The sequence below is a fragment of the Massilia sp. X63 genome (genome assembly GCF_041023745.1).
Classification (GTDB): Bacteria; Pseudomonadota; Gammaproteobacteria; order Burkholderiales; family Burkholderiaceae_D; genus Telluria.
In genome coordinates, this window is record NZ_JBFTEF010000002.1 from 409,097 (window position 1) to 433,923 (window position 24,827).

At 66.0% G+C, this 24,827-nt stretch carries 20 protein-coding genes; 6 read left to right on the plus strand and 14 right to left on the minus strand.

The window, feature by feature from the left end; all coding sequences use genetic code 11:
- Positions 1-4: 4 nt before the first annotated feature.
- Together AB3347_RS05950 and garD are read right to left on the minus strand one after the other, a co-directional pair.
- Positions 5-838, minus strand: a complete 834-nt coding sequence (locus AB3347_RS05950; RefSeq protein ID WP_369090859.1) for an NAD-dependent epimerase/dehydratase family protein — start codon at positions 836-838, stop codon at positions 5-7.
- A 122-nt stretch (positions 839-960) separates the two neighbouring features.
- Positions 961-2,502 (minus strand): galactarate dehydratase, encoded by a 1,542-nt coding sequence (gene garD, locus AB3347_RS05955; protein ID WP_369090860.1) that lies wholly within the window; start codon positions 2,500-2,502, stop codon positions 961-963.
- Between the two features lie 166 nt (positions 2,503-2,668).
- On the opposite strand from garD, the gene AB3347_RS05960 reads away from it, so the two are divergent.
- From AB3347_RS05960 to AB3347_RS05975, 4 genes are all read left to right on the plus strand, one after another.
- Positions 2,669-4,081 (plus strand): glycoside hydrolase family 105 protein, encoded by a 1,413-nt coding sequence (locus AB3347_RS05960; RefSeq protein ID WP_369090861.1) that lies wholly within the window; start codon positions 2,669-2,671, stop codon positions 4,079-4,081.
- Positions 4,082-4,098: 17 nt separating this feature from the next.
- On the plus strand, positions 4,099-5,301 hold the full coding sequence (locus tag AB3347_RS05965; protein ID WP_369090862.1) for a DUF4861 family protein: 1,203 nt from the start codon (positions 4,099-4,101) through the stop codon (positions 5,299-5,301).
- 12 nt (positions 5,302-5,313) lie between these two features.
- Positions 5,314-7,140 (plus strand): glycoside hydrolase family 28 protein, encoded by a 1,827-nt coding sequence (locus tag AB3347_RS05970; RefSeq protein WP_369090863.1) that lies wholly within the window; start codon positions 5,314-5,316, stop codon positions 7,138-7,140.
- Between the two features lie 121 nt (positions 7,141-7,261).
- The gene (locus AB3347_RS05975; protein WP_369090864.1) at positions 7,262-10,216 is read left to right on the plus strand and encodes a TonB-dependent receptor; all 2,955 of its coding nucleotides are present in this window, start codon (positions 7,262-7,264) and stop codon (positions 10,214-10,216) included.
- A gap of 145 nt (positions 10,217-10,361) precedes the next feature.
- Here AB3347_RS05975 and ltrA read toward each other — a convergent pair whose 3' ends face one another.
- The 12 genes from ltrA to AB3347_RS06035 all read right to left on the minus strand — a co-directional run bounded on the left by ltrA (position 10,362) and on the right by AB3347_RS06035 (position 23,324).
- Positions 10,362-11,729, minus strand: coding sequence for a group II intron reverse transcriptase/maturase (gene ltrA, locus AB3347_RS05980; RefSeq protein WP_369090865.1), 1,368 nt, complete (start codon positions 11,727-11,729; stop codon positions 10,362-10,364).
- Positions 11,730-12,181: 452 nt separating this feature from the next.
- A complete protein-coding gene (locus tag AB3347_RS05985) occupies positions 12,182-12,865 on the minus strand; it encodes an OmpW family protein (protein WP_369090866.1) in 684 nt (227 codons plus the stop codon).
- A gap of 69 nt (positions 12,866-12,934) precedes the next feature.
- Complete coding sequence (locus AB3347_RS05990) at positions 12,935-14,302, minus strand: SGNH/GDSL hydrolase family protein (RefSeq protein ID WP_369090867.1); 1,368 nt, start codon at positions 14,300-14,302, stop codon at positions 12,935-12,937.
- Between the two features lie 240 nt (positions 14,303-14,542).
- The gene (locus AB3347_RS05995) at positions 14,543-15,601 is read right to left on the minus strand and encodes an L-threonylcarbamoyladenylate synthase (RefSeq protein ID WP_369090868.1); all 1,059 of its coding nucleotides are present in this window, start codon (positions 15,599-15,601) and stop codon (positions 14,543-14,545) included.
- Positions 15,602-15,603: 2 nt separating this feature from the next.
- Positions 15,604-16,800, minus strand: coding sequence for a 5-(carboxyamino)imidazole ribonucleotide synthase (locus AB3347_RS06000; protein WP_369090869.1), 1,197 nt, complete (start codon positions 16,798-16,800; stop codon positions 15,604-15,606).
- Between the two features lie 3 nt (positions 16,801-16,803).
- Positions 16,804-17,313, minus strand: coding sequence for a 5-(carboxyamino)imidazole ribonucleotide mutase (purE, locus tag AB3347_RS06005; RefSeq protein ID WP_369090870.1), 510 nt, complete (start codon positions 17,311-17,313; stop codon positions 16,804-16,806).
- 3 nt (positions 17,314-17,316) lie between these two features.
- Positions 17,317-18,213, minus strand: coding sequence for a phosphoribosylaminoimidazolesuccinocarboxamide synthase (locus tag AB3347_RS06010; RefSeq protein WP_369090871.1), 897 nt, complete (start codon positions 18,211-18,213; stop codon positions 17,317-17,319).
- Positions 18,214-18,354: 141 nt separating this feature from the next.
- The gene (gene fba, locus AB3347_RS06015; protein WP_369090872.1) at positions 18,355-19,419 is read right to left on the minus strand and encodes a class II fructose-bisphosphate aldolase; all 1,065 of its coding nucleotides are present in this window, start codon (positions 19,417-19,419) and stop codon (positions 18,355-18,357) included.
- 19 nt (positions 19,420-19,438) lie between these two features.
- Positions 19,439-20,899, minus strand: coding sequence for a pyruvate kinase (pyk, locus tag AB3347_RS06020; protein WP_369091079.1), 1,461 nt, complete (start codon positions 20,897-20,899; stop codon positions 19,439-19,441).
- Positions 20,900-20,977: 78 nt separating this feature from the next.
- Positions 20,978-22,183, minus strand: a complete 1,206-nt coding sequence (locus AB3347_RS06025) for a phosphoglycerate kinase (RefSeq protein ID WP_369090873.1) — start codon at positions 22,181-22,183, stop codon at positions 20,978-20,980.
- 51 nt (positions 22,184-22,234) lie between these two features.
- The gene (locus AB3347_RS06030; RefSeq protein ID WP_369090874.1) at positions 22,235-22,570 is read right to left on the minus strand and encodes an AzlD domain-containing protein; all 336 of its coding nucleotides are present in this window, start codon (positions 22,568-22,570) and stop codon (positions 22,235-22,237) included.
- Positions 22,563-23,324, minus strand: coding sequence for an AzlC family ABC transporter permease (locus tag AB3347_RS06035; protein ID WP_369090875.1), 762 nt, complete (start codon positions 23,322-23,324; stop codon positions 22,563-22,565). Before AB3347_RS06035 ends, AB3347_RS06030 begins: the two co-directional genes overlap by 8 nt.
- Before the next feature lie 246 nt (positions 23,325-23,570).
- Here AB3347_RS06035 and AB3347_RS06040 point away from each other — a divergent pair, with 246 nt between their 5' ends.
- Together AB3347_RS06040 and AB3347_RS06045 are read left to right on the plus strand one after the other, a co-directional pair.
- Positions 23,571-23,765, plus strand: coding sequence for a zinc-finger domain-containing protein (locus tag AB3347_RS06040; protein WP_369090876.1), 195 nt, complete (start codon positions 23,571-23,573; stop codon positions 23,763-23,765).
- A gap of 50 nt (positions 23,766-23,815) precedes the next feature.
- Positions 23,816-24,823, plus strand: a complete 1,008-nt coding sequence (locus AB3347_RS06045) for a YheT family hydrolase (RefSeq protein ID WP_369090877.1) — start codon at positions 23,816-23,818, stop codon at positions 24,821-24,823.
- Positions 24,824-24,827: the final 4 nt, after the last annotated feature.

Below are 24,827 nucleotides of genomic sequence, written 5' to 3' on the forward strand. Positions count from 1 at the left end.
GGGATCAGTATTGCGGCCCGTCGAGCAGGAACTTGCCGCCCTGGTACATCGTGGTGACGTCGTCCCTGGCCGGGAACTCGGAAGTATCCGGGAACAGATGGGCGAATTTCGACGAGCTGTCCTTCGGCTTGTAGCCCAGGTGCGCGGCCAGGCGGTTGTCCCACCACACGCTGTCGTTGTCGGACATGCCGTACACGATGGTGTGGCCGACGCGCGGCGCGAACAGCGCGCAGCGCAGCATCTCGGTCAGGTCGTCGTACGAGAACCAGGTGCTCATCATGCGCTTGTTGGCCGGCTCCGGGAAGCTCGATCCGATGCGGATGCACACGGTCTCGATGCCGAAGCGGTCGAAGTAGTAGCGCGCCATCTGCTCGCCGAAGACCTTCGACAGGCCGTAATAGCTGTCCGGGCGGGTCGGCGAATCCGCGTCCAGCACGGTGTTCACGTGGTGGTAGCCGATCGCGTGATTCGAACTGGCGAAGATCACGCGCTTGGTGCCCGCCTTGTGCAGCGCTTCGTACAGATTGGCCACGCCCAGGATGTTGGCCTGCATGATCGGCTCGAAAGCCTTCTCGGTGGAGATGCCGCCGAAGTGCAGCACCGCATCCACGCCTTCGAGCAGCTTCAGCACCGCTTCCTTGTCCGCCAGGTCGCACTGGACGATTTCCTCGCCCTCGCGCGCTTCGCCCATGTCGGCCACGTCGGACAGGCGCACGACTTCCGCCCACGGCTTGATACGGTCGCGCAGCACCTTGCCCAGGCCGCCGGCAGCGCCGGTCAGCAGGATGCGTTTGAAGGGTTTGCCCTGAGGGAGAGCTTTATTACTGGCTTCGGTCATTACAACACTCCTTGATATTGTGGCGCTGCCATCCGCAGCCGCGTATCGCTTTTCGTAGGGTGGGCGGCTTCGCCGCCCACCCTACGAATTCGTGGAGCCGCAACAACGCCAAATTCGTTTGTTCAGGTCACCGGCGCCGGATTGAACAGCGCCAGCGCATTGTGCAGTTTCCAGTGTTCGGCCCAGGTCTTGCGGCCGCTGGCCACGTCGAGGATCAGGCGGAACAGTTCCCAGCCCACGTCTTCGATCGTCGCTTCCCCGCTGGCGATGCGGCCGGCGTTCACGTCCATCAGGTCGTGCCAGCGGTTCGCCAGTTCGGTGCGGGTGGCCACCTTGATCACCGGGACCGCCGCCAGGCCGTAGGGCGTGCCGCGGCCGGTGGTGAAGATGTGCACGTTCATCCCGGCGGCCATCTGCAGGGTGCCGCAGATGAAATCGCTGGCCGGGGTGGCGGCGTAGATCAGGCCCTTCTGCTGCAGCTTCTCGCCCGGCGACAGCACGCCGGTGATCGCCGTGGTGCCCGACTTGACGATCGAGCCCATGGCCTTTTCGACGATGTTCGACAGGCCGCCCTTCTTGTTGCCGGGCGTGGTGTTCGCGCTGCGGTCGACGCCGCCGCGCACCAGGTAATCGTCGTACCACTGCATCTCGCGCACCATCGCCTGGGCGATTTCCGGCGTAGCGGCGCGCGCGGTGAGCTGGTCGATGCCGTCGCGCACTTCGGTAATCTCGGAGAACATCACTGCGCCCCCGGCGCGCACGATCAGGTCGGTGGCGAAGCCCACGGCCGGGTTGGCGGTCACGCCCGAGAAGGCGTCGCTGCCGCCGCACTGTACGCCGACCACCAGGTCGGACGCCGGGCAGGTCTCGCGCTTGCGCGCGTTCAGGGCCTGCAGGTGCTTCTCGGCGGTCTGCATCAGCTTGTCGATCATCGACATGAAGCCGACGTGCTGCTGGTCCTGCAGGGTGACCACCGAGGGCTCGGCATTGCCGATCGGGATCGCGCCGGCCGGGAACAGGCGCGCCGGCGGCAGCTTCTCGCAACCCAGGCTGACGACCATCACGTGGTCGCCGAAGTTCGGGTTGCGCGACAGGTTGCGGATGGTCTTGATCGGGATGTCGGCACCCGGCGCGTCGATCGCCACGCCGCAGCCGTACACGTGCTCGAGGGCGACCACGTCCTCGACGTTCGGGTAGCGCGGCAGCAGCTCTTCCTTGATGCGCTTGACGGCGTAGTCGATCACGCCCGAGACGCACTGCACGGTGCTGGTGATGGCCATGATGTTGCGGGTGCCGACCGAGCCGTCCTTGTTGCGGTAGCCTTCGAAGGTGTAGCCTTCCAGCTTTGGGCCGGCCTCGACCGCGCGGGTACCGACCGGCAGGTCGTCGAGCGAGCGGGCGGCGGGCATGCGCAGCACGCGCTCCGACACCCAGCAGCCGCGCGGAATCGCGCCATTGGCATAGCCGATCGTCACGCCGTAGCGGATCACGGCCTCGCCATCCGCCAGGTCGACCAGGGCCACCTTGTGGCCCTGCGGGACCGCTTCGAGCAGGGTCAGGCCGTCGGGGAAGACGGTGCCCGCGGGCAGTCCGCCGTCGTTGACGACGATGGCGACGTTGTCGCTGGCCTGCATGCGGATTGTGCGCGGAACTTGGGTGGTCATGATGTGTTGCCTTGGTCGGTAGGTTCTTTTTCAGTATGCCATACAAGTTCCGGCAGTGGCTAGTCCACCTTGCGATTTTGGTCCGACCAAATTAGAATGGACTGACCAATACGTATTTAACAATCAGTACACGAACGATTCGAATCATTCCGCCGACTGGAGACATATGAAGACGACCGTGCTGGCAGCCTCGCTTGCCGTGCTTGTAGGCTGCAGCTTCGCCTGCCATCCCGCCCTGGCCCAGGGTGGCCAATACCGCAATACCGACAACAAGAACCTGACCGACCCGGCCGAAGGCAGCTATCCGGTGCCCTACAAGAAGCCGGTGGTGGCGGAAGTCACGGCCCAGCTCAAGTCGATCCGCGCCTACATGGACGGCGCCACGCCGACCCGGATCATCAACAGGAAGACCGGCGACCAGATCACCGACCTGAAGACGCCGAATGCGGATGCGATCTTCGAACCCAGCGCGGGCGACTACGGCATCCAGGTCTATGAAATGGGCGTGGTCCACTCGGGCCTGCTGAAGGCGGCGGAAGCGACCGGCGACCGCAGCTTCACGGCGATGAGCCAGCGCCACTTCCAGTTCTTCAACCAGACCCTCCCCTACTTCCGCGCCCAGGAACAGAAGTTCCACCTCGAACGGGCCAACAGCTTCTCGCGCTTCCTCGACCCGCGCTCGCTGGACGATTCCGGCTCGATGTGCGCGGCCCTGATCCGCGCGCGCCTGGCCAAGGTGGGCCCGGACCTGCAGCCCATGATCGACGCCTGCAGCGACTGGGTCGTCAACAAGCAGTTCCGCCTGGAAGACGGCACCATGGCGCGCAAGCGTCCGCAGGAAGTCTCGCTGTGGGCCGACGACATGTACATGAGCATCCCGGCGCTGGCCGAGCTGGGCCGCCTGATCGGCGAGCGCAAGCACTTCGACGACGCCGTCAACAACGTGATGGGCATGACCAAGCGCATGTTCAACCCGCAGCTCGGCATCTACACCCACGGCTGGCACGCCAACCACCCGGATGCGCCGCGCTTCTACTGGGCGCGCGCCAACGGCTGGGCGGTGCTGGCGATGTCCGACCTGCTCGACGTGCTGCCGAAGGATCACCCGGGCTACCAGCCGGTGCTGAACCAGCTGCGCGCCTCGATCAAGGGCATCGCCGAACTGCAGTCGGGCACCGGCCTGTGGCACCAGATGCTGGACCGGAACGACTCCTACCTGGAGACCTCGGCCAGCGCCATCTTCACCTACGTGATCGCGCATGCCGTCAACCAGGGCTGGGTCAGCCCCACCACCTACGGCTCGATCGCGCAGGCCGGCTGGGCGGGCCTGTCGACCCGCATCACGCCGAAAGGGGAAGTCGAGGGCACCTGCGTCGGCACCACGCTGGCCGGCGACATGGTCTATTACTACAACCGCCCGACCAGCGTGCACGCGCTGCACGGCTACGGCCCGACCCTGCTGGCCGGCGCCGAGATCATCAAGATGATCAACAATCCGGCCTTCGAGATCCAGCACAAGGTCCGCACCTATCACTACCTGCCCAAGGGCGGCAAGACCGACTACCGCGAACATCACTGAACGAGGACCACTGAGCCATGAAACGACCGATCCTTGCAGCGCTACTTTCGACGGCGCTGAACGCTTACGCCGCCGACAGGCTGGCCGTCACCGTCCAGCACGACCTGTCCATCGCGCGTCCGTCCGAAACGATCTCGATCCCGTGGAGCGAGGTGAACGCCGCCCTGCCCGGCGCATTGATCCAGAAGATCGCGGTCAAGGATGCCAGCGGCCGGGTGCTGCCCTACCAGGTCACCAACGTGGCGCCGCTGTCCAAGGATCCGCAGAACGTGGGCGTCGCCTACGGCGAGCTGCTGTTCCAGCACAGCTTCGCCCCGGGCGAGAAGAGCGCCGGCTTCACCGTCGAGAAGATCGACACGGTGGCGCCGGTGTTCGCCCAGAAGGCCTTCGCCCGCTACGTGCCGGAACGCCTCGACGACTTCGCCTGGGAGAACGACAAGCTCGCGCACCGCACCTACGGCCCGGCGCTGGCCGCACCGTCGCCAGCCGGCATGAACAAGGAAGTGCTGGTCACCAGCGGCCTGGACCTGTGGTTCAAGCGGGTGCCGTATCCGATCGTCGACCGCTGGTACAACAAGGGCCATGACCATTACCACACCGACGAGGGCGAGGGCATGGACATGTACCAGGTCGGCAAGTCGCGCGGCGCCGGCGGCACCGGCGTGTGGGACGGCAAGCAGCTCTACACGAGCGTCAATTACGCCTCGTGGAAAGTGCTGGCCAATGGTCCGGTGCGCGCAGTCTTCGAACTGCATTACGCGGCCTGGGATGCGGCCGGCAAGCCGGTCAGCGAGATCAAGCGCTTCACCGTCGACGCCGGGCACCAGCTCGACCGCATCGACAGCACTTTCCAGTACGAGGGCAATGCGCCGATCACGGTTGCCGTGGGCCTGAACAAGAACCCGAGCGACAAGGGCCAGGACCCGGTCATCGCGGTCAAGCGCGAAGGCCCGGTGCTGCTGCAGTGGGTCGAGCAGAAGAGCAACGGCGCCTTCGGCACCGCGGTGGTGCTGCCGGGCGCGGAAGGCTTCGCCCAGGACAATCTGAACGAGCTGATCCTGGCCAAGGCCAGCGCCGGCAAGCCGCTGCGCTACTACGCCGGCGGCGCCTGGAGCCGCGCCGGCGAGATCACCACGCTGGCGCAGTGGCAGCGCCTGGCGCAGGACGTCGCCGCACGCGCCGGCAACCCGGTGCGCGTGTCGCTCGCGCGCCAGCAATAAGCAGGGGCCGCCATGCACTTCCAGCCCCGCCGCCGCGCCCTGCTGCGCGCCGTCCCCGCCGCCGGCCTGATGCTGGGCGGCGCCGGCTGCGCCACCTCTTCTCCCTACCAGACCGCGGGCGATCCGTGGCAGCGCGCCAGCGACATCGCCGCGCGCTTTGCCACCCCGCTGCGCTTCCGCGACGAAGATTTTCCCATTACCGCCTACGGCGCCAAGCCCTGCGCCATGGTCGAGGTCAAGGGACAGACCGCCTCGCTCGTGAACGGCACCCTGCGCACGCCTGCGCCGGGTTCGCCCGACGCCTATCCGGCGATCGCGGCCGCCATCGCGGCCTGCCACGCCAAAGGTGGCGGCCGGGTCGTGATCCCGGCCGGCGACTGGTACTGCGCCGGCCCGGTCGTGCTGCGCTCGAACGTGCACGTGCACCTGGCCGCCGGTGCGCGCGTACACTTCTCGAGCAACCCCGAACACTATGCGCGCCACGGCGAATTCGATTGCGGCGCCAACGGCAAGCTGACCCTCTCGCGCTGGCAGGGCAACGACTGCCTGAACTACTCGCCGATGGTTTATGCTTTCAACCAGACCAACATCGCGCTCACCGGCGCCGACTGGACCAGCATCCTGAACGGCCAGGGCGGCGTGCCCTTCGAGGACAAGCCGGACGAGTGCTGGTGGGACTGGAAAGGCCGCGGCACGCCGATCAGGACCCGCACCGAAATCGCGGCCAATCCGGCCAACCTGCCGCTGGCCCAGGTGGCGCCGACCCTGCCGGAAGCGCAGCGCGCCCTGATCCAGGGCGAAGGCTGGCAGACCGATTCGCGCTACCTGCCGGCCCTGTCCGAGGCTGGCGTGCCGGTGGCGCGCCGTGTGTTCGGGCGCGGCCACTTCCTGCGTCCCTGCATGATCGAACTGATCGGCTGCAGCAAGGTGCTGCTGCAGGGCTACCAGGTGAATGCGGCGCCGTTCTGGCTGCACCATCCGGTGAACTGCCGCGACCTGCACATGCGCGGCGTGAACATGGAGAGCCTGGGCCCGAACAGCGACGGCTTCGACCCGGAATCCTGCGACGGCGTGCTGGTGGAGGAATGCAGCTTCAACAACGGCGACGACTGCATCGCGATCAAGGCCGGCAAGAACCGCGACACCGGCTTCGGTCCGACCCGCAACATCCTGATCCAGCGCTGCATCATGAACAGCGGCCACGGCGGCGTGACCCTGGGCAGCGAGATGGCCGGCGGCATCGAGCACGTGTATGCGCAGCAGCTCGAGTTCCGTAACACGCACTGGGCCAGGAAGCCGCTGAATACCGCGATCCGCCTCAAGACCAACATGAACCGGGGCGGCTTCCTGCGCCACCTGTACGTGCGCGACGTGAGCCTGCCGAACGGCGTCCGGATCGAGCCGATGCTGTACAAGCCGTTGCCCGGCGAGGCAGGAAAAACGGCGGAGATCACCCAGCCGGTGGCCTCGACCGCAGGTGCGATCATCACCATCGACTGCGACTACGTGCCCGGCGACGACGCGGTGCGCATCCGCCCGCCGCAGGTATCGGACATCGACATCCGCGGCATCCGCACCGGCAATGTCGACACCGGCGAAGGCAAGTTCTCGTGCTACCAGGCCTTCGTGCTGCTCGGCCCCGTGGCCTCCAGCTTCAACGGCCCGGCCGGCACCCCGATCCTGCCGATCCAGCGCGTGCGCATCAGCGACTCGGACTTCGGCACGCCGAAAAACGGCGCCCAGCCGTGGTTCCTGCACAACGCCACCGGCATCACGCTCGACAAGGTCACCATCGGCGGCAAGCTCTACAACACGACCCTGCCTTCAAGCAATCCCTAAGTTGAGAGAGGTCAGGCCAGTTGATGTATTTATTTAAAGTGGCCTGACCAAATCTGTCAATATTGTCGTAAAATTCAGAAACTGGCCTGACCAGATTCGAATAAAAACGCATGGAGACAGCATGAAAAAAGATAAGCCGCGCGCCGCCTTACGCCACCTGACCCTGTGCCTGCTCGGCACGGCTTCGGTGTCCGCCCTGTCCATCGGCGCTGCTCATGGGCAAACCGCAGCCCAGGATGCCCCGGCCGCCCAGCCGCAGCAGATCCAGACAGTCCAGGTGACCGGCCTGCGCGCCTCGCTCGAGAGCGCGCTGAACGCCAAGCGCCAGGACAACGGCATCGTCGACGTCATCAAGTCGGAAGACATGGGCAAGTTCCCGGACACGAACCTGGCCGAGTCGCTGCAGCGCGTGCCGGGCGTGGTGATCGACCGCGACGCCGGCGAAGGCCGCAACATCACCGTGCGCGGCCTCGGCCAGGACTTCACCCGCGTGCGCATCAACGGCATCGAGGGCCTGGCCACCACCGGCGGCACCGACAGTTCGGGCGGCACCAACCGCGGCCGCGGCTTCGACTTCAACGTGTTCGCCTCCGAGCTGTTCAGCTCCCTCACCGTGCGCAAGAGTTCCTCGGCCGACGTCGACGAAGGCTCGCTCGGCGCCACCGTCGACCTGCAGACCCTGCGCCCCTTCGACCTGAAAGGCTTCAACGCCACCATCGCCGCCAAGGGCAAGTACAACGACGGCTCGGAAAAGGTCGACCCGCGCGTGGCCTTCATGCTGTCGAACACCTTCATGGACCGCACCCTGGGCGTGCTGGTCTCGGGCGCCTTCTCCAAGCGCCGCGTGCTGGAAGACGGTTTCAGCACCGTGCGCTGGGATAACGGCCCGTCGTCGGGCGGCTGGTGCGCGCCGCAAGGCGTGACCGCCAACCCGTCGACCTCCACCGCCACCACCTGCGGCCCGGCGGCCCAGGGCGTGCCGCGCCTGCCGGCCTCGCAAGCTGCCACCGACGCGTACAACGCGGCCAGCAACCCGGCCAACTTCCATCCGCGCCTGCCGCGCTACGGCCGCCTGACCCACGACCAGGACCGCCTCGGCCTGACCGCCTCGGTGCAGTGGCGTCCGCAGCGCGGCACCCTGCTGACCTTCGACATGCTGTATTCGAAGCTGGACGCCACCCGCCAGGAAGACTTCCTGGAAGCGATCTCGTTCAGCCGCAGCGCGACACAAGGCGGCAAGCCGCAGATCAGCGTGGTCGAGGCCCAGTACGCGCCGAACGGCGCCCTCCTCTACGGCAAGTACAACGGCGTGGACATCCGTTCGGAGTCGCGCTTCGACGAGCTGACCACCACCTTCACCCAGCCGACCCTGACGCTGGAGCACAAGTTCAACGACAGCTGGAGCATGAGCGCCAAGGTCGGCCGCGCCAACTCGAAGTTCCGCAATCCGGTGCAGACCACGGTCACGCTCGACGCCCTGAACGTCAACGGCTACACGCTCGACTTCCGCCAGGACCCCAGGGCCGCCCTGATCGGCTACCCGTTCGACCCGATGGCCGCCAACGGCGCGCTGGGCATCATTGGCGTGCCGCAAGTCACCAGCGGCACCCAGCCGAACACCATCCCGAACACCACTACCAGCGAAATCCGCATCCGTCCGCAGGGCGCGACCAACGTCAACGACGTCGGCCAGTTCGACCTCGCCTGGGAAGCCAATGAGCACCTCACGTTCAAGGGCGGCATCAACAAGAAGAAGTACGAGTCGGACACCTACGAATTCCGCCGCGTGAACCAGAACGACACGATCTTCGCTCCGCCGGCGGGTGCGAACCTGGGCACCACCATCACCGGCTTCGGCAAGGGCCTGGATATGCCGGCCGGGAACGTGACCGGCTGGGTGATCCCCAACCTGCGCGCCATCGCCGCGGCCTACGACATCTACTGCAACTGCATCAAGGCCGGTCCGGCGGGCGGCCCGGGCGATTTCACCCTGTCCTCGATCACCAACGGCAACGCCCGCGGCAACAACCGCACCGTCACCGAGCGCGACGACGGCTTCTACCTGATGGGCGAATTCCGCTACGACCTGTGGGACATCCCGGTGCGCGGCAATATCGGCGTGCGTCACGTGAAGACCGAACTGGAAGCGATCGGCTACCAGGCGGCGGGCGGCGGCACCGCGGTGAAGGTGAACCATGAGTACAAGGACACCCTGCCCTCGTTCAACCTGGCGGCGAACATCACCCGCGACTTCATCGTGCGCGTCGGCGCGGCCAAGGTCATGACGCGTCCGCAGCTGGGCTTCCTGTCGCCGGGCGGCACCGTCTCGACCACCGGCACCTTGACCATCAACACCGGCAACCCGCTGCTCAAGCCCTTCCGCGCCAAGACCTTCGACTCGAGCTTCGAGTACTACTTCGGCAAGAACGCCTTCGTGGGCCTGGGCCTGTTCCAGAAGAACATCGACACCTACATCCAGTCGCTGCGCAACAACGTGCCCTTCCGCGAGACCGGCCTGCCGCTGTCGCTGCTGCCGGCGAACTTCAACGGCGAGGAGGTGTTCCAGGTGACCGCGCCGATCAACACCGACGGCGGCAAGCTCAAGGGCTTCGAACTGAACTACCAGCAGCCGTTCACCTTCCTGCCGGGCTGGGGCCGCAACTTCGGCACGGTGCTGAACTACACCAAGGTGAGCTCGAAGATCGAATACGCGGTCTCGCCGACCAGCAGCGAGCGCATCGTCGACGACCTGCTGAACCTGTCGCCGAAGTCCTGGAACGCCACCTTCTACTACGACGACGGCAGGTTCAGCGCGCGCGTCTCGGGCGCCAAGCGTTCATCCTTCCTGACCCGCGTGCCGGGCCAGAACAACAACGACGTCGAAGGCAAGAACGAAACCTTCAACGTGGACGTGTCGCTCTCGTACAAATGGAACGAGAAGCTCGAGTTCACGCTGGAAGGCGTCAACCTGACCAACGAAGCGAACGACCAGTTCATCAGCCGCGCGCGCAACAGCGTGGTGGTGAACAACGTCACCGGCCGCGAGTTCCTGGCTGGGCTGCGCTACAAGTTCTGACCGGTCTCCCGCAGTGCTTTTCCGGCCCGCGCTTGCGCGGGCTTTTTTCGTCTGTCTGATCGGCATAGGGGACGGCCCAACGGGCCGCTCCCCTGCCACACCACCCGGCATGCGGGTCCGCACCGGGCGGTTCGAGTAGTTGAGGTCAAGACAGGCGAGGTACGCCCAGTCGGTCGAAGTAGCTGATAGTCATCACTGCTTTGAGCAACCTATCGCTGTTGCGCCACCAGCGACGGCTGTTGGCCGCCACCTGCTTTGGCACCGACGGCCAAGCCCCAAGCCTGAGCAGCTCCCGATACATGGTGGTTCCGCGCTTCCAGTGCTTGAGCTGGATAGCCCGCAGCCTGTGACGCAGCCATTTATCGAGTTCTCGCCATACCTTCGGGGTTTGCGCCAGCTGGAAATACCCTTTCCAACCCAGCATATAGGAACGCAGTCCCTGCACCACATCGGCCATACTGCGCCCGCCGGATCGGCAGGTCAGTTCCCGAATGCGTTGCTTGTACGCCTGCAGCGGCTTTCCCGCCACCTTGCGTTTGACCTCGCCCCCACGCCCCACCCACAGGCTGTAACCGAGGAACTTGCGGCCGAAGACGCTGGCCACGGCGCTCTTGCCTTCGTTGACCACGAGGTGCAACTTGGCATAGCAGCGCCGCAGCAGCCTCATCACCCGCTGACCCGCCCGCACGCTGCGAACATAGACGTTCGCGTCGTCGGCGTAGCGCGCAAAGCGATGGCCGCGCCGTTCCAGTTCCTTGTCCACTTCATCGAGCATCACGTTGGCAAGCAGCGGACTCAGTGGACCGCCTTGCGGCGTTCCTTCGTTCCGCTCCTGTACCACGCCATGATCCATGATGCCGCTGTTCAGATAGGCACGGACCAACCGGATCACTCCGGCGTCGTCAATGCGTTTCCTCAGGCGGTCGATCAGGATGTCGTGGTTGACCCGATCGAAGAACTTCGACAGGTCCACGTCCACCACGATCCGCAGTCCGGACTGGACGTATGCCTGAGCGGCTAACACCGCGTCCTGCGCACGCCTGCCCGGCCTGAAACCATAGCTGTGCTCGCTGAAAGTGGGGTCAAGGATCGGTTGCAGCACCTGTAATAGTGCTTGCTGAATCAGCCGATCCGTCACCGTCGGGATGCCAAGCTCGCGCTCGCCACGGTCGGGCTTCGGGATCGTCACCCGACGCACCGGCTTGGGCCGGTACATCCCTGCCAGCAGTCGCTCCCGTATGTGCGGCCACTCGGTTGCCAGCAGACGCGAGGTCTGATCGATGTCCAGTCCATCCACGCCGGCAGCTCCCTTGTTGGCCCGCACACGCTTGAACGCCCGCCGCAGGTTCTCTGTCGTCAGCGCCGCTTGTAGCAGCGCTGACCCTGTGCCTCCGGTTGCATGCCGCGGGCAGAACGCTTCGTCGCTGAAAGCATCGGGCATGGCTTCACCTTGCCCTACGGCCTTCCGCCCCGCGTTGGCGGGCATCTGACGCTGTGCCTTCTGCATCGGCATATCGGATTCATTCCTACTCGTTTGGTCCTTCGTCGGCGGAGTCGAGCCTTCCCGGCGCTACCTCCGACTACTATGACCTCTGCTGAGACCCCGCTCCGATTTTTTTTTCGTCGCCCTTTCAGGCACAAGGCGGGGCGTCCCCAGGTAAGGGCCGCACTCCTTCATCACACAGCCGCCGCATCTACGCCACCTCTCCTTGACCACAAGAGCTTCGCGGCTTCTTGCCCGCTCGCCCTGATCGGCAGCGCCTTCTATGCGATTCGTGCTCCTCGGCTCATGATTTACGCTCCACGCTTCCTTCCCACACTCGGTTGCCCTCATGCAGTTGCGTTTCACTTCGCTCACTGTGGTCAGCTCGCGGCGGGACTTGCACCCGCAGGAGTGCGCCCATGCTGGGCGCACAAAACAAGAAGGCCCGCACGCGGCGGGCCTTCGGCAGAACGAAACGCTGCTTAGAACTTGTAGCCGACGGCCAGGATCACCGCCACCGGATCCAGCTTCATGTGCTGCGTCTGGCCGGTCGAGAAGTGCACGTCGGTGCGCAGGCGCGCCTTGTTGACGGTCACGTCGGCGAACCACTTCTCGTTGAAGTTCACGGCCATGCCGACCTGGGCGGTGTAAGTGAACTTGTTGTCGATGCTGAAGGTCGTCGGAATGCCGCTGCCCGGATTGGTGATCGCGGTCATCTTGGCCGAGCCGCGTTCCTTCATGAAGTAGGCATAGGTCGCGCCGATGCCCACGAAGGGACGGAAGGTGGCGGTCGGGGCGCCGAAGCGGTATTGCGCGAACAGGGTCGCCGGCAGCGCCTCGACGGTGCCGAGCTGGCCGGTGCCCGCGATCGCGCCGGCGCCGTAGATCTTGTGCTTGTACGGCGTACCGAGGGCGGTTTCGAGCGAGATGTTGTCGGTCAGGCCGTAGGCCAGGACCACGACCGGCTGGGTGTCGCGGTCGACGTCGCCCTTCGAGCCCGGCAGGGCCGGCGCGCCGATGTCGCCGCTCTCGACCTTCGGGGTCAGCTGGTTGAGGCCGATCTTGGCGGTGATCTGACCGGCCGACTGGGCCGACGCGGTCGAAGCGCAGGCCAGAGCTGCGGCCACACCCAGCACCTTGACGACGCTGTTGAAACGTACTTTCATGTTATCTCCTGATTCTGTGATGGGGGCCCGCCATCCCGGCGGGCCCTCCGCTATCGTGCAGCCTGTCGATTACAGCCAGCCCTTGACCGCCATCTCCTTGAGGACGAGGCGTGCGATCAGGTTGTTCTCGAACGGCGTCGGGTGGATGTCGTCGGCGAACATGTAGCGGCTGACGTCACCGGCCACGGTATTGCTGTTGGTGCAGATCAGGGACGTGGTGCCCAGCGCATTCGGGCCGCAGGCCGGGCTGGTGGTGTTGGTCAGGCCATACGGCGCCGGGTTCTTCACCTGGTCGTTGCTGACGGTGTACAGGTCGACGTACAGGATGCGGTCGTCGCTGCCGATGCCGCTCTTCAGCTGGGTATTGAAGGCATTGATCATGGCGGTGATCAGCTGCTGGATGTCGGCGCTCTTCGACTTGCCGGCCGGGGTGCTGGCGACGTCGGGCAGGTTGGCCACGATGACGTACTTGGCGCCCTTGGCCAGGATCTCGTTCTTCACCAGTGCGGCCATCTGCGCGCCGGCGGCGCCCAGGTCCTGGACCAGTTTCGGACCGTTGGCGGCGGCATACTCGGCGCCGGCCTTGGCGCCCACGGCGGCCGCGTCGGCCTGGACCTTGGCCACGATCGGGCCGTACACCGAGACCTGGCCCACGGCGGCGTTGCCCGGCTGGCGGGCGGCGGCGCCCACGGCGGCGGCGACGATGGTTTCCGTGGTCGAGCCTGGACGTGCGGCCTCGGTCGCGATGGCCACGCCAATGGCCTGGGCGGCGGTCTGCGGGTTGGTGGCGCCGGCTGCCAGCTGGGTCGCCAGCAGGGTCGGGAAGGCCTGCGCGCCGGCGGCATTGCCGGCGGCCGTGGCCTGGGCCGAGAGGGTGCTCAGCGCCATCAGCACGTCGTTACCGCCCGACAGGACGGTGACCAGCTCGGTGCCGCTGAACTTGTTGCCGGTGCGGGACAGGTGGTTGGCGACCTGGGTCACCAGCGGCACGGTCATTTCGCCGATCGGCGAGCCGGTGGCCTTGTTGCCCGGGCCGATCGGGTTGGTCACGCGCGAACCGCCCTGGGCGTAGTTGAAGCAACTCAGGTTGTTGCTGATCGCGACTGCGAAGCCCTTCGACGCGTCGCCCTCGAGGCCGGTCTGGGCCGCGCACGGCGCCGGCAGGCGCAGTTCGGCTGCCAGGAAGTCGACCCAGATCTTGCCGTTCAGCTCAGGATTCTTGGCGGTGCCGTCGCCGTTGATGGTGAACTTGCCGCCGCCGGCCTGCTTGACTGCGCCAACGGCATACGTGCCCACGTCGGACAGGCTGTCGCCGAAGGAGACCTGCTGGGTGAACGTGAGTTTTTGCGTTTGGTCGCCGCCGCTTGGGCTGGTGCCGCCGCATGCCGCCAGCACCGCTGCAGTCAGCAGGGTCAGCGCGAGTTTGGTGTGACGCATTGTGTCTCCTAAGATGGTTTATTCTGAAACGAACGGGCGTGCTATTCGTATCACAATAATATGCCAGTGTTCAACTTGCTTGTATACGGAAAAGGTTGCCGGGACGTCAGTTTTTGGTGACAAGTGACAATCGATCGGGGCGGCGATTATAGCCCTGCCGTGGAGCCGGCACGAAGCGGTTTTTGAACAGTGTGGTTTTGCAGAACGCCCGTAAGTACGGGCGTTCTGCCAGGCGGGGCGCTAAACTGCAGGGCTATGCGGGGTGGATTGGTTCAGCAGGCCGTGCACGATGCCGGTCGAGCCGTGGGCGGCGCGGCGCAGGCGGTCGTTGACGCCCAGCCAGGCGCCGTCTTGCGGCGGCGCCTCGACCAGGATCACGTCGGCGCCGTGGTTGTCCATGGCGCGCAGCGCGGCGTACAGGGCGTGGGCGAAGCCGTCCGGGGTGGCCGGCAGGCGCAGGGCCGCATGCATCTGCTGCATCTGGTTCGGCGGCATCTCCGAGTAATGGATCAGTGCCACCTTGCGCCCCGCCGCGGCGAGTTCATGCAGGGTGTGGCGCAGTCGGGCGCCGTCCTGCATCGCCACCGGCGTATGCGGCGCGTAATGCGATTCGAGCGTGCCCGAGGCGCGCGGCGCGGCAGCGTCCGGCGCGGCCGGCGCCTGGTCGATCACCGCGGCGATGGCCTCGGCGCTGATGTGCCCCGGGCGCAGCAGCACCGGGCCATGGGTGGCCAGGCGCGACAGGTCGACGATGGTCGATTCGATGCCGACCTGCGAGGCGCCGCCGTCCAGCACCATGGCGACCGTGCCGTCCGGTCCGAACTCGTCGCGCACGTGCTGGGCCAGGGTCGGGCTGACCGCGCCGAACTTGTTGGCGGAAGGCGCCGCCACGCCGCCGCGGCCGCCCTTGAAGGCACGCAGCAGGGCGATCGCCACCGGGTGCGAAGGGCAGCGCAGGCCGACCGTGTCCTGGCCGCCGCTGACGGCGTCCGGGATGTTCGGGGCGCGCTTGAGGATCATCGTCAGCGGGCCGGGCCAGAAGGCCTCGGCCAGCGCATGGGCCTCGGCCGGGATGTCGCTGGCCCAGTAGTCGAGCGGCGCATCCGGGGCCAGGTGCACGATCACCGGGTGATCTTGCGGGCGGCCCTTGGCGGCGTAGATGGCCGCCACCGCGGCCGGGTTCTCGGCATCGGCGCCGAGGCCGTACACGGTCTCGGTCGGGAAGGCGACCAGCGCGCCGGCTTCGAGCGCGCGTGCGGCGGCCTCGATGGCGGCCTGGTCCAGGTCCTGGTGCTCCATCCTTACTCCGGAATGCCGAGGATGGCGCAGGCCTGGCGCAGGCTGGCCTGCGCTTGCGCCAGCGTCGGCGCCACGAAGGTGACGTGGCCCATCTTGCGCGCGCGGCGCGGGTCGTCCTTGCCGTACAGGTGCAGGTTGGCGCCCGGCAGCGCCAGCACGCGGTCCCAGGCCGGCTCGCGCGGCGCATTGTCACCATCCGCGCTGTCGCCATCGAACCAGACGTCGCCCAGGATGTTGAGCATGACGGCGGGCGAATGCTGGCGCACGTCGCCCAGCGGCAGGCGCGCCATCGCGCGTACCTGCTGCGCGAACTGGCTGGTGACGCAGGCGTCGATGGTGTAGTGGCCGCTGTTGTGCGGGCGCGGCGCCATCTCGTTGACCACCAGCGTGCCGTCGGCAAGCACGAAGAACTCGATGCACAGCACGCCCACGTAGCCCAGCTGGGCCACGATGGCGCGCGCCGCGTCCTGCGCCTGTTTTGCGCACGCCGCGGACACGTTCGGGCCCGGCACGGTGGTGGTGAACAGGATGCCGTCGCGGTGCACGTTCTCGGCGATCGGGTAGACCACCGACGCGCCATCGTGGCCGCGCGCGGTGAGCACCGAGACCTCGTAGGCCAGCGGCAGCATTTTTTCTAACAGACAGGTGACGCCATTCATGGCGTCAAAAGCGGCGCGCACGTCCTCGCGGGTGCGCACGCGCACCTGGCCCTTGCCGTCGTAGCCCATGCGCACGGTCTTGAGGATGCCCGGCAGCAGCTCGTCGCCGATGGCGTCGATGTCGGCGTGCGAGGCGATGGTCTTGTGCGGCGCCGGCATTACGCCGGAAGCTGGCGCGCATTCGACGAAGAAGCGCTTTTCCGCGATGCGGTCCTGGGCGATCGACACGCAGGACGCGCTTGGCGCCACGAAGCTGCGCTCGCCCAGCCAGGCCATGCTGTCGGCCGGGACGTTCTCGAATTCGGTGGTAATGGCCACGCAGGTCCGCGCCAGTTCGGCCAGGCCGTCGGGGTCGGTATAGGCCCTGGAAATCAGGCGCTCGGCGACCTGCCCTGCCGGGCTGGCCTTGCCCGGCTCGAGCACGGCCACCTGGTAGCCCATGGCCTGGGCGGCGTGCGCAAACATGCGGCCGAGCTGGCCGCCGCCCATCACGCCGAGCACGGCCGGCGGATTGGCGCTTGGGAGAAACGGATCACTCATGCTTCAGACTGGAAGAGTCATGGCCTGGGCGGCCGCGGTCTGCTCGAGGCGGAAAGCCTGCAGCTTCTCGGCCAGGACGTCGTCGGTTGCGGCCAGCATCGCCACCGCGGTCAGGGCCGCGTTGGCGGCGCCCGCTTCGCCGATGGCGAAGGTCGATACCGGCACGCCTTTCGGCATCTGCACGATGGACAGCAGCGAGTCCTCGCCGCGCAGGTACTTCGAAGGCACCGGCACGCCCAGCACCGGCACGATGGTCTTGGCGGCCACCATGCCCGGCAGGTGGGCGGCGCCCCCGGCCCCGGCGATGATGGCGCGCAGGCCGCGCGCGCGCGCGGTTTCCGCATAGGTGAACATCTCGTCCGGCATGCGGTGCGCCGAGATCACCTGCGCCTCGAAGGGCACGCCGAACTGCTTCAGCATGTCCACCGCATTCTTCATCACGTCCCAGTCGGACGAGGAACCCATGATCACGCCGACCAGCGGGCCGGTGACCGGTTTTTTCTGCTCGCTCATCGTTCAGGCCTTCAGCTTTTCGCCGGTGAGGCGTTCGATGGCTTCGAAATACTTGGCCTGGGTTTTTTCGATGACGTCCGGCGGCAGCGCCGGGGCCGGTGCGGTCTTGCCCCAGTCGGTCAGGGTTTCCAGGTAGTCGCGCACGAACTGCTTGTCGAATGAGGGCGGCGACATGCCCGGCGCGTACGAATCGGCCGGCCAGAAGCGCGAGGAGTCGGCGGTCAGCACTTCGTCCATCAGGTGCAGCACGCCCTTGTCGTCGAGGCCGAACTCGAACTTGGTGTCGGCGATGATGATGCCGCGGGTGGCGGCATATTCGGCGGCGGTGGTGTACAGCTGGATGCTGATGTCGCGCATCTTGGCGGCCAGTTCCTTGCCGATGCGCTGTTCCATCTCTTCGAAGGAGATGTTCTCGTCGTGTTCGCCGATATCGGCCTTGGCGGCCGGGGTGAACAGCGGTTGCGGCAGCTTGTCGGCCTGGCGCAGGCCTGCCGGCAGCTGGATGCCGCAGACGGCGCCGCTTTCCTGGTAATCCTTCCAGCCCGAGCCGATGATGTAGCCGCGCACGACGGCTTCGACCAGGATCGGCTTGAGGCGCTTGGCCACGACGGCGCGGCCGCGCACCTGCTCGACTTCATCCGGGGCCACCACGCTTTCCGGCGCCACGCCGGTCAGGTGGTTCGGCACGATGTGGCCGAGCTTCTCGAACCAGAAGTCGCTCATCTGGTTCAGCACCATGCCCTTGCCGGGGATCGGCTCGTTCATGACCACGTCGAAGGCCGACAGGCGGTCGGTGGTGACGATCAGGATCTTGTCGTCGCCGACAGCGTAGTTGTCGCGCACCTTGCCGTGACCGAGCAATGGCAGGGACTTGATGGTGGATTTGTAGAGGCTGTTCATAGAAGGGATATCAGGGAAACAGAGCCGGAGAAGGCCTCCGGTGAAGGCGTCCAGGCCGGGGGTGGCCTGGACCGAATGCATAATTTTACGTCAATTCGCAATGCACCGCCGCCGGGGCAGCAGCGCAATGCGATTCACTGCTTACTGCACGATCTGCGCCAGCTCGCCTGCCTTGTAGCGCTCGGCCATCTTTTCCAGCGGCATCGGCTTGATCTTGGCGGCCATGCCTTCGCAGCCGAAGGACAGGTAGCGCGCCTTGCAGACTTCGGTGGCGGCTTCGCGGGCTGGCTTCAGGTAGTCGCGCGGGTCGAACTTCGACGGATTCTGGAACATGTACTTGCGGATCGCAGCGGTCATGGCCAGGCGGATGTCGGTGTCGATGTTGATCTTGCGAACGCCGTGCTTGATGCCTTCCTGGATCTCTTCGACTGGCACGCCGTAGGTCTCTTTCATGTCGCCGCCGAATTCGCGGATGATCGCCAGCAGTTCCTGCGGCACCGACGAGGAACCGTGCATCACCAGGTGGGTGTTCGGGATGCGCGCGTGGATTTCCTTGATGCGGTCGATCGCCAGGATGTCGCCGGTCGGCTTGCGGGTGAATTTATACGCGCCGTGCGAGGTGCCGATGGCGATGGCCAGGGCGTCGCATTGCGTCTTGGCGACGAAGTCGGCGGCCTGGGCCACGTCGGTCAGCAGCTGCTCGCGGGTCATGGTGCCGTCGGCGCCGTGGCCGTCTTCCTTGTCGCCCTTCATGGTTTCGAGCGAACCGAGCACGCCCAGTTCAGCTTCGACCGTCACGCCGATCGAGTGCGCGAACTTGACCACTTCGCGCGAGACCTCGACGTTGTATTCGTACGAAGCGACCGACTTGCCGTCGGCTTCGAGCGAACCGTCCATCATCACCGAGGTGAAGCCCGAACGGATCGCGGCCATGCAGACCGCCGGCGACTGGCCGTGGTCCTGGTGCATGACGACCGGGATGTGCGGGTAGGCTTCGACGGCGGCGTCGATCAGGTGGCGCAGGAAGGCTTCGCCTGCGTATTTGCGCGCGCCGGCCGAGGCTTGCATGATGACCGGGCTGCAAGTGGCGTCGGCCGCGGCCATGATGGCCTGCACCTGCTCCAGGTTGTTGACGTTAAACGCCGGCAAGCCGTAGCCGTGTTCGGCGGCATGGTCCAGCAATTGACGCATCGATACGAGTGCCATGGTTGATTACTCCAAACAATTAAGAAACTATTTCGTCCAGCTCGCCCACGCGCACGATCTTGAGCGCATTGGTGCCGCCGGCCTGCCCCATCGGCGAGCCCCAGGTCACGACGATCAGGTCGCCCTTGCGCACCATGCCTTCGTTGATCAGGACCTCTTCGGCCTTGCGCAGCACCGCGTGGCTGCCACCTTCCTGCAGGAGGTGGAATGCTCGCACGTTCCGGTACAGCGACGCCTTGCGCTGCGTCGTTTGCAGCGGGGTCAGGGCGAAGATCGGGGTGTCGATCGAGTGGCGGCTCATCCACAGTGCGGTCGAGCCCGATTCGGTCAGCGCCACGATCGCCTTCACCTTCAGGTGGTGCGCCGTGAACAGGGTGCCGTAGGCGATCGACTGGTCGATGCGGGTGAACTGGACATTCAGGAAATCTGCGTCACGCTTGTTGTATTCGGAATTCTCGGCCTCGAGGCAGATCGCGGCCATCATCTCGACGGTTTCGACCGGGTACTTGCCCGATGCGGTTTCCGCCGAGGTCATCACGGCGTCGGTACCGTCCAGCACGGCGTTGGCCACGTCCGACACTTCGGCGCGGGTGGGCACCGCGTTGACGATCATCGACTCCATCATCTGGGTCGCGGTGATGGCCAGCTTGTTGGACGCGCGCGCCATCTGGATCATGCGCTTCTGCAGCGCCGGCACGGCCGCGTTGCCCACTTCCACTGCCAGGTCGCCGCGGGCGACCATGATGCCGTCGGAGGCGTCGAGGATTTCCTGCAGCACAGGAATCGCTTCGGCGCGCTCGATCTTGGCGATCATCATCGGCTTGTGGCCGTAGGCTTCGCCGGCGATGTTGGCCAGCTGGCGCGCCATTTCCATGTCGGTGGCGTTCTTCGGGAACGAGATCGCCAGGTAGTCGGCCTGGAAGCTCATCGCGGTCTTGATGTCTTCCATGTCCTTCGAGGTCAGCGCCGGTGCGGTCAGGCCGCCGCCCTGGCGGTTGATGCCCTTGTTGTTCGACAGCTCGCCGCCGACCTTGACCGTGGTGCAGATCTCCTGGCCGACCACCTTGTCGACGATCAGTACGATCAGGCCGTCGTTGAGCAGCAGCTTGTCGCCCGGCTTGACGTCGCGCGGCAGCGCCTTGTAGTCGAGGCCGACGCGTTCCTGGTTGCCCAGTTCGCCGTTCTCGCCCCACTTCGCGTCGAGGATGAACTTGTCGCCGTTGTTCAGGAAGATCTTGCCCTCTTCAAACTTGCCGACGCGGATCTTGGGCCCCTGCATATCGGCCATGATCGCCACTTCGACGCCGCATTCGGCGGCCGCGCGGCGCACCAGCGCGGCGCGGTCGATGTGGTCCTGCGCCTTACCGTGCGAAAAGTTCAGGCGCACGACGTCGACGCCGGCGCGGATCATCTTGACGAGGATATCGAAGTCGGTCGACGCGGGGCCGATGGTGGCGACGATCTTGGTGGCGTTATACATGGGGCGCGCAGCTTGCATGTGTGTGGAATCCTTGGTTCTGAAAAGAGAAGCGCAGCCCCGGGGCTGCGCTGGTACTGATTATTTTGCCTGGCGCTGGAGCAGGATCTCGACTGCCGGCAGGGTCTTCCCTTCCAGGAACTCGAGGAAGGCGCCGCCGCCGGTCGAAATGTAGCCGATCTGGTCGCCGATGTCGTACTTGGCGATCGCGGCCAGGGTGTCGCCGCCGCCGGCGATCGAGAAGCCGTTCGACTTGGCGATGGCCATCGCCAGGGTCTTGGTGCCCTCGGCGAACTGGTCGAACTCGAACACGCCCACCGGGCCGTTCCAGACGATGGTGCCGGCCTTGGCCACCTGCTCGGCCAGCATGGCGGCGGTCTTCGGACCGATGTCCAGGATCATGTCGTCGTCCGCGACGTCGGCCACGTCCTTGACGGTGGCCGCGGCGGTCGGGCTGAATTCCTTGGCGCACACCACGTCCACGGGAATCGGCACCTGGGCGCCGCGCGCCGCCATCATGTCGATGATCTGCTTGGCCTCGCCCACCAGGTCGTTCTCCACCAGCGACTTGCCGATGTTCAGGCCGACGGCCTTCATGAAGGTGTTGGCGATGCCGCCGCCGACGATCAGCTTGTCCACCTTGCCGGCCAGGCTCTGCAGGATGGTCAGCTTGCTCGACACCTTGGAGCCGGCCACGATGGCCAGCAGCGGGCGGATCGGCTTGCCGAGCGCCTTGCCCAGCGCATCCAGTTCCGCCGCCAGCAGCGGGCCGGCCACGGCGACCGGGGCGAACTTGGCGATGCCGTGGGTGGTGGCTTCGGCGCGGTGCGCGGTGCCGAAGGCGTCGTTGACGTAGACGTCGCACAGCTTGGCCATCTTCTGGGCCAGTTCGTCCGAATTCTTCTTCTCACCCTTGTTGACGCGGCAGTTTTCCAGCAGCACGACCTGACCGGGGGCGACATCGACGCCGTCGACCCAGTTCTGCTTCAGTTCCACCGGCTGGCCGAGCAGTTCGGACAGGCGCGCGGCGACCGGCGCCAGGCTGTCTTCCGGCTTGAAATCGCCCTCGGTCGGACGACCCAGGTGCGAGGTGACCATGACGGCGGCGCCGGCTTTCAGGGCTGCCTGGATCGCCGGCACGGAGGCGCGGATACGGGTGTCTTCAGTGATATTGCCAGCGTCATCCTGCGGCACGTTCAGGTCGGCGCGGATGAATACGCGCTTATTCCTCAGCGCGTCGCGGTCGATCAGGTCTTGCAAACGGGTGAAACCGAGAACGTCGTCCATTGGCTAATGAGCAGTGAAATAGTGAAAAAACGTCATTGTACATGAGCGCAGCTACTGAAAAACGTGTAGGACGCGCAACAGTGTAAAGGCTCCCATGCCGAAGATGATCGTCATCAGCATGCTGCGCCGCCACAGATAGAAGGCCAGCGCGGCAAGGGCTGCCAGCAACTTGGGATTGGCCAGCGTGAACTGGGCCTGGCCCTGGCCGTCGACCAGCAGGTCGGGCCCGACGATGGCCGCCAGCGCACAGGCCGGCGCATAGCGCAGCATTTCCTGGACCCTGGGCGGGATGGTGACGCGGTGGCCGATCAGCCAGAACGAGCTGCGGGTGGCGGCGGTGGCCACGCACAGCACGCCGATGGTGATCCAGATTTCCCAGTCAGACATGCTTGGCCTTTCGCTTGGCAAAGGACTCTTCGACAATCATCGAAGTGATCATCCCGACCAGCACCGCCAGCAGCAGGCCCAGCTTGTACGGCAGGCCGTAGGCCAGCACCGAGATCGCCAGCGCCACCACGACCCCGCACAGCGCCGCATTGTTGATGATCAGCGGGACCATGATGCACAGGATCGCCAGGGTGCCGGCGAAGCCGAGCCCCCATTCGGCGGGGACGGCGCTGCCGAGAAAAATGCCGATCAGGGAACCGGCCTGCCAGGCGAACCAGTTCGGGTACATCAGGCCCTTCAGGTAGGAGAGCTTGCCGGCCACGCGCTCGGCGGTGGGATAGCGCTGCAGGAACATCGCCACGGTCAGGTCGCCCGAGACGTAGCCGAGCAGGAAGCGCTGCTTCCACGGCAGGTGGGCAAAATGCGGCCCGAGCAGCGCCGAGAAGATGACGAAGCGCAGGTTGACGACCAGCGCGGTGGCAAAAATGACCCAGATCGGGGCGGCGGCCGCGATCAGCGGAAGCGAAGCGAGCTGGGCGGATCCGGCGAAGACCAGCAGGGTCATGCCGACCGCCTGCACCGCCGTCAGGCCGCTCTTGACCATCGCGATGCCGACCACCAGCCCCCAGGCGCCGATGCCGAACAGGGTGGGCAAGCCGGTCTTGAAGCCTTCGCGCCAGGCATCCGGATCATGGACTTCGACGGGGGCCACGGCGGCAACGCGGTCCTGGCCTGGCGGCAGGGCCGGGGTCATGTGGTTTTCCTGCAACTGCCGGGATGGGCGGATGCGGCGACGGGCTCGAAACGGTCGGGCATGAAACGAATGTATAGGTGCGGCGCCGGGCTGGCAGCGTGAACGACAATGCATGGCAACGCATTGGCAAATCCGGCGCCCGGGCTCTATTATGATCAGCTCGTTATTCTACCGATCATTTCGATATGCAGGGTGAATCGGATAGAATCGTATCTTTGCCCACTTCCCTTGACGGAGAAATACCAGATGAACCAAAAGACGATGCCTGTGGTGGAACTCGAGGCCAAAGACCTGCCGGCACATTGCCCGAATCCGGCAATGCCGCTGTGGTCCTCGCACCCGCGCGTCTTCCTCGACTTCGACCACGACGGCAATGCCAAGTGCCCGTATTGCGGCACCCAGTACCGCCTCGCCGCGGGCGTCGAGCTCAAGCACCACTGATCCGCTTTTTTCCATGCGCCGCTGCGGCGCACCCGCCGCAGCTTCCTGCCATGTCCTACCGTGCGCCCGCGTGGCTGCCTGGCGGCCACCTCCAGACCATCTACCCGGCCACCTGCATCGCCAAGCCGCCGGTCGCCTACCGGCGCGAGCGCTGGGAAAGCAGCGACGGCGACTTCATCGATGTCGATTTCGTCGACGGCCAGCCGGGCAAACCGCTGGTCGTGCTGTTCCACGGCCTGGAAGGCTCTTCCGATAGCCACTACGCGCGTGCGCTGATGGCGGCGCTGCGCGAACGCGGCTGGTCCGGAGCGGTGGCGCATTTCCGCGGCTGCTCGGGCGAAGCCAACCGGATGCCGCGCTTCTACCATTCCGGCGACGCCCTCGAGGTGGACTGGATCGTGCGCACGCTGCATGCGCGCCGCGGCCCGGACCAGCGCGGCCCGCTGTTCGTGGCCGGCGTCTCGCTGGGCGGCAATGCGCTGCTGCGCTGGCTGGGCGAATCGGGCCACGGCGCCGACATCGTCGAGGCGGCTTGCGCCGTGTCCGCGCCGCTCGACCTGGCGCGCGGCGGCGAGGCGCTCTCGTCCGGCTTCAACATGCTGTACACGCGCATGTTCCTGCAGACCCTCAAGCCCAAGTGCCTGGCCAAGCTGGAGCGCTACCCCGGCCTGTTCGACCGGGCCGCCCTGCTTGCGGCGCGCGACCTGTACGCCTTCGACAACGTGGTGACGGCGCCGCTGCACGGCTACAAGGACACCGACGACTACTGGCACCGCGCCAGCGCCCGCCACGTGCTGCACGCCATCACGGTGCCGACCCTGGTGCTGAACGCCCGCAACGACCCCTTCCTGCCCGGCCGCCATTTGCCCCAGTCCGCATCCAAAGCGGTGACGCTGGAGTATCCTGAAGCCGGTGGGCACGTCGGCTTCTCCGTCGGACCATTCCCGGGACGGATCGACTGGCTGCCGCGGCGCATCCTGGATTTCTTCGACGGCACGGCGCCCCGCCCCGCCGCCCCCGATCGCGCGCCGGACGCGCACGAAGCATGCGAAGCTTGAGACC

What these genes read in the sequence shown, in the direction of transcription:
- AB3347_RS06040 (WP_369090876.1), top strand. Translation starts at nt 23,571, where the DNA reads ATGAACCAAAAGACGATGCCTGTGGTGGAACTCGAGGCCAAAGACCTG.
- fba (WP_369090872.1), bottom strand. Translation starts at nt 19,419, where the DNA reads ATGGCACTCGTATCGATGCGTCAATTGCTGGACCATGCCGCCGAACAC.
- AB3347_RS06035 (WP_369090875.1), bottom strand. Translation starts at nt 23,324, where the DNA reads ATGACCCCGGCCCTGCCGCCAGGCCAGGACCGCGTTGCCGCCGTGGCC.
- AB3347_RS05965 (WP_369090862.1), top strand. Translation starts at nt 4,099, where the DNA reads ATGAAACGACCGATCCTTGCAGCGCTACTTTCGACGGCGCTGAACGCT.
- AB3347_RS05975 (WP_369090864.1), top strand. Translation starts at nt 7,262, where the DNA reads ATGAAAAAAGATAAGCCGCGCGCCGCCTTACGCCACCTGACCCTGTGC.
- AB3347_RS05995 (WP_369090868.1), bottom strand. Translation starts at nt 15,601, where the DNA reads ATGGAGCACCAGGACCTGGACCAGGCCGCCATCGAGGCCGCCGCACGC.
- AB3347_RS05950 (WP_369090859.1), bottom strand. Translation starts at nt 838, where the DNA reads ATGACCGAAGCCAGTAATAAAGCTCTCCCTCAGGGCAAACCCTTCAAA.
- ltrA (WP_369090865.1), bottom strand. Translation starts at nt 11,729, where the DNA reads ATGCCGATGCAGAAGGCACAGCGTCAGATGCCCGCCAACGCGGGGCGG.
- pyk (WP_369091079.1), bottom strand. Translation starts at nt 20,899, where the DNA reads ATGTATAACGCCACCAAGATCGTCGCCACCATCGGCCCCGCGTCGACC.
- AB3347_RS06025 (WP_369090873.1), bottom strand. Translation starts at nt 22,183, where the DNA reads ATGGACGACGTTCTCGGTTTCACCCGTTTGCAAGACCTGATCGACCGC.
- AB3347_RS05985 (WP_369090866.1), bottom strand. Translation starts at nt 12,865, where the DNA reads ATGAAAGTACGTTTCAACAGCGTCGTCAAGGTGCTGGGTGTGGCCGCA.
- AB3347_RS05990 (WP_369090867.1), bottom strand. Translation starts at nt 14,302, where the DNA reads ATGCGTCACACCAAACTCGCGCTGACCCTGCTGACTGCAGCGGTGCTG.
- AB3347_RS05960 (WP_369090861.1), top strand. Translation starts at nt 2,669, where the DNA reads ATGAAGACGACCGTGCTGGCAGCCTCGCTTGCCGTGCTTGTAGGCTGC.
- AB3347_RS05970 (WP_369090863.1), top strand. Translation starts at nt 5,314, where the DNA reads ATGCACTTCCAGCCCCGCCGCCGCGCCCTGCTGCGCGCCGTCCCCGCC.
- AB3347_RS06030 (WP_369090874.1), bottom strand. Translation starts at nt 22,570, where the DNA reads ATGTCTGACTGGGAAATCTGGATCACCATCGGCGTGCTGTGCGTGGCC.
- AB3347_RS06010 (WP_369090871.1), bottom strand. Translation starts at nt 18,213, where the DNA reads ATGAACAGCCTCTACAAATCCACCATCAAGTCCCTGCCATTGCTCGGT.
- AB3347_RS06000 (WP_369090869.1), bottom strand. Translation starts at nt 16,800, where the DNA reads ATGAGTGATCCGTTTCTCCCAAGCGCCAATCCGCCGGCCGTGCTCGGC.
- garD (WP_369090860.1), bottom strand. Translation starts at nt 2,502, where the DNA reads ATGACCACCCAAGTTCCGCGCACAATCCGCATGCAGGCCAGCGACAAC.
- purE (WP_369090870.1), bottom strand. Translation starts at nt 17,313, where the DNA reads ATGAGCGAGCAGAAAAAACCGGTCACCGGCCCGCTGGTCGGCGTGATC.
- AB3347_RS06045 (WP_369090877.1), top strand. Translation starts at nt 23,816, where the DNA reads ATGTCCTACCGTGCGCCCGCGTGGCTGCCTGGCGGCCACCTCCAGACC.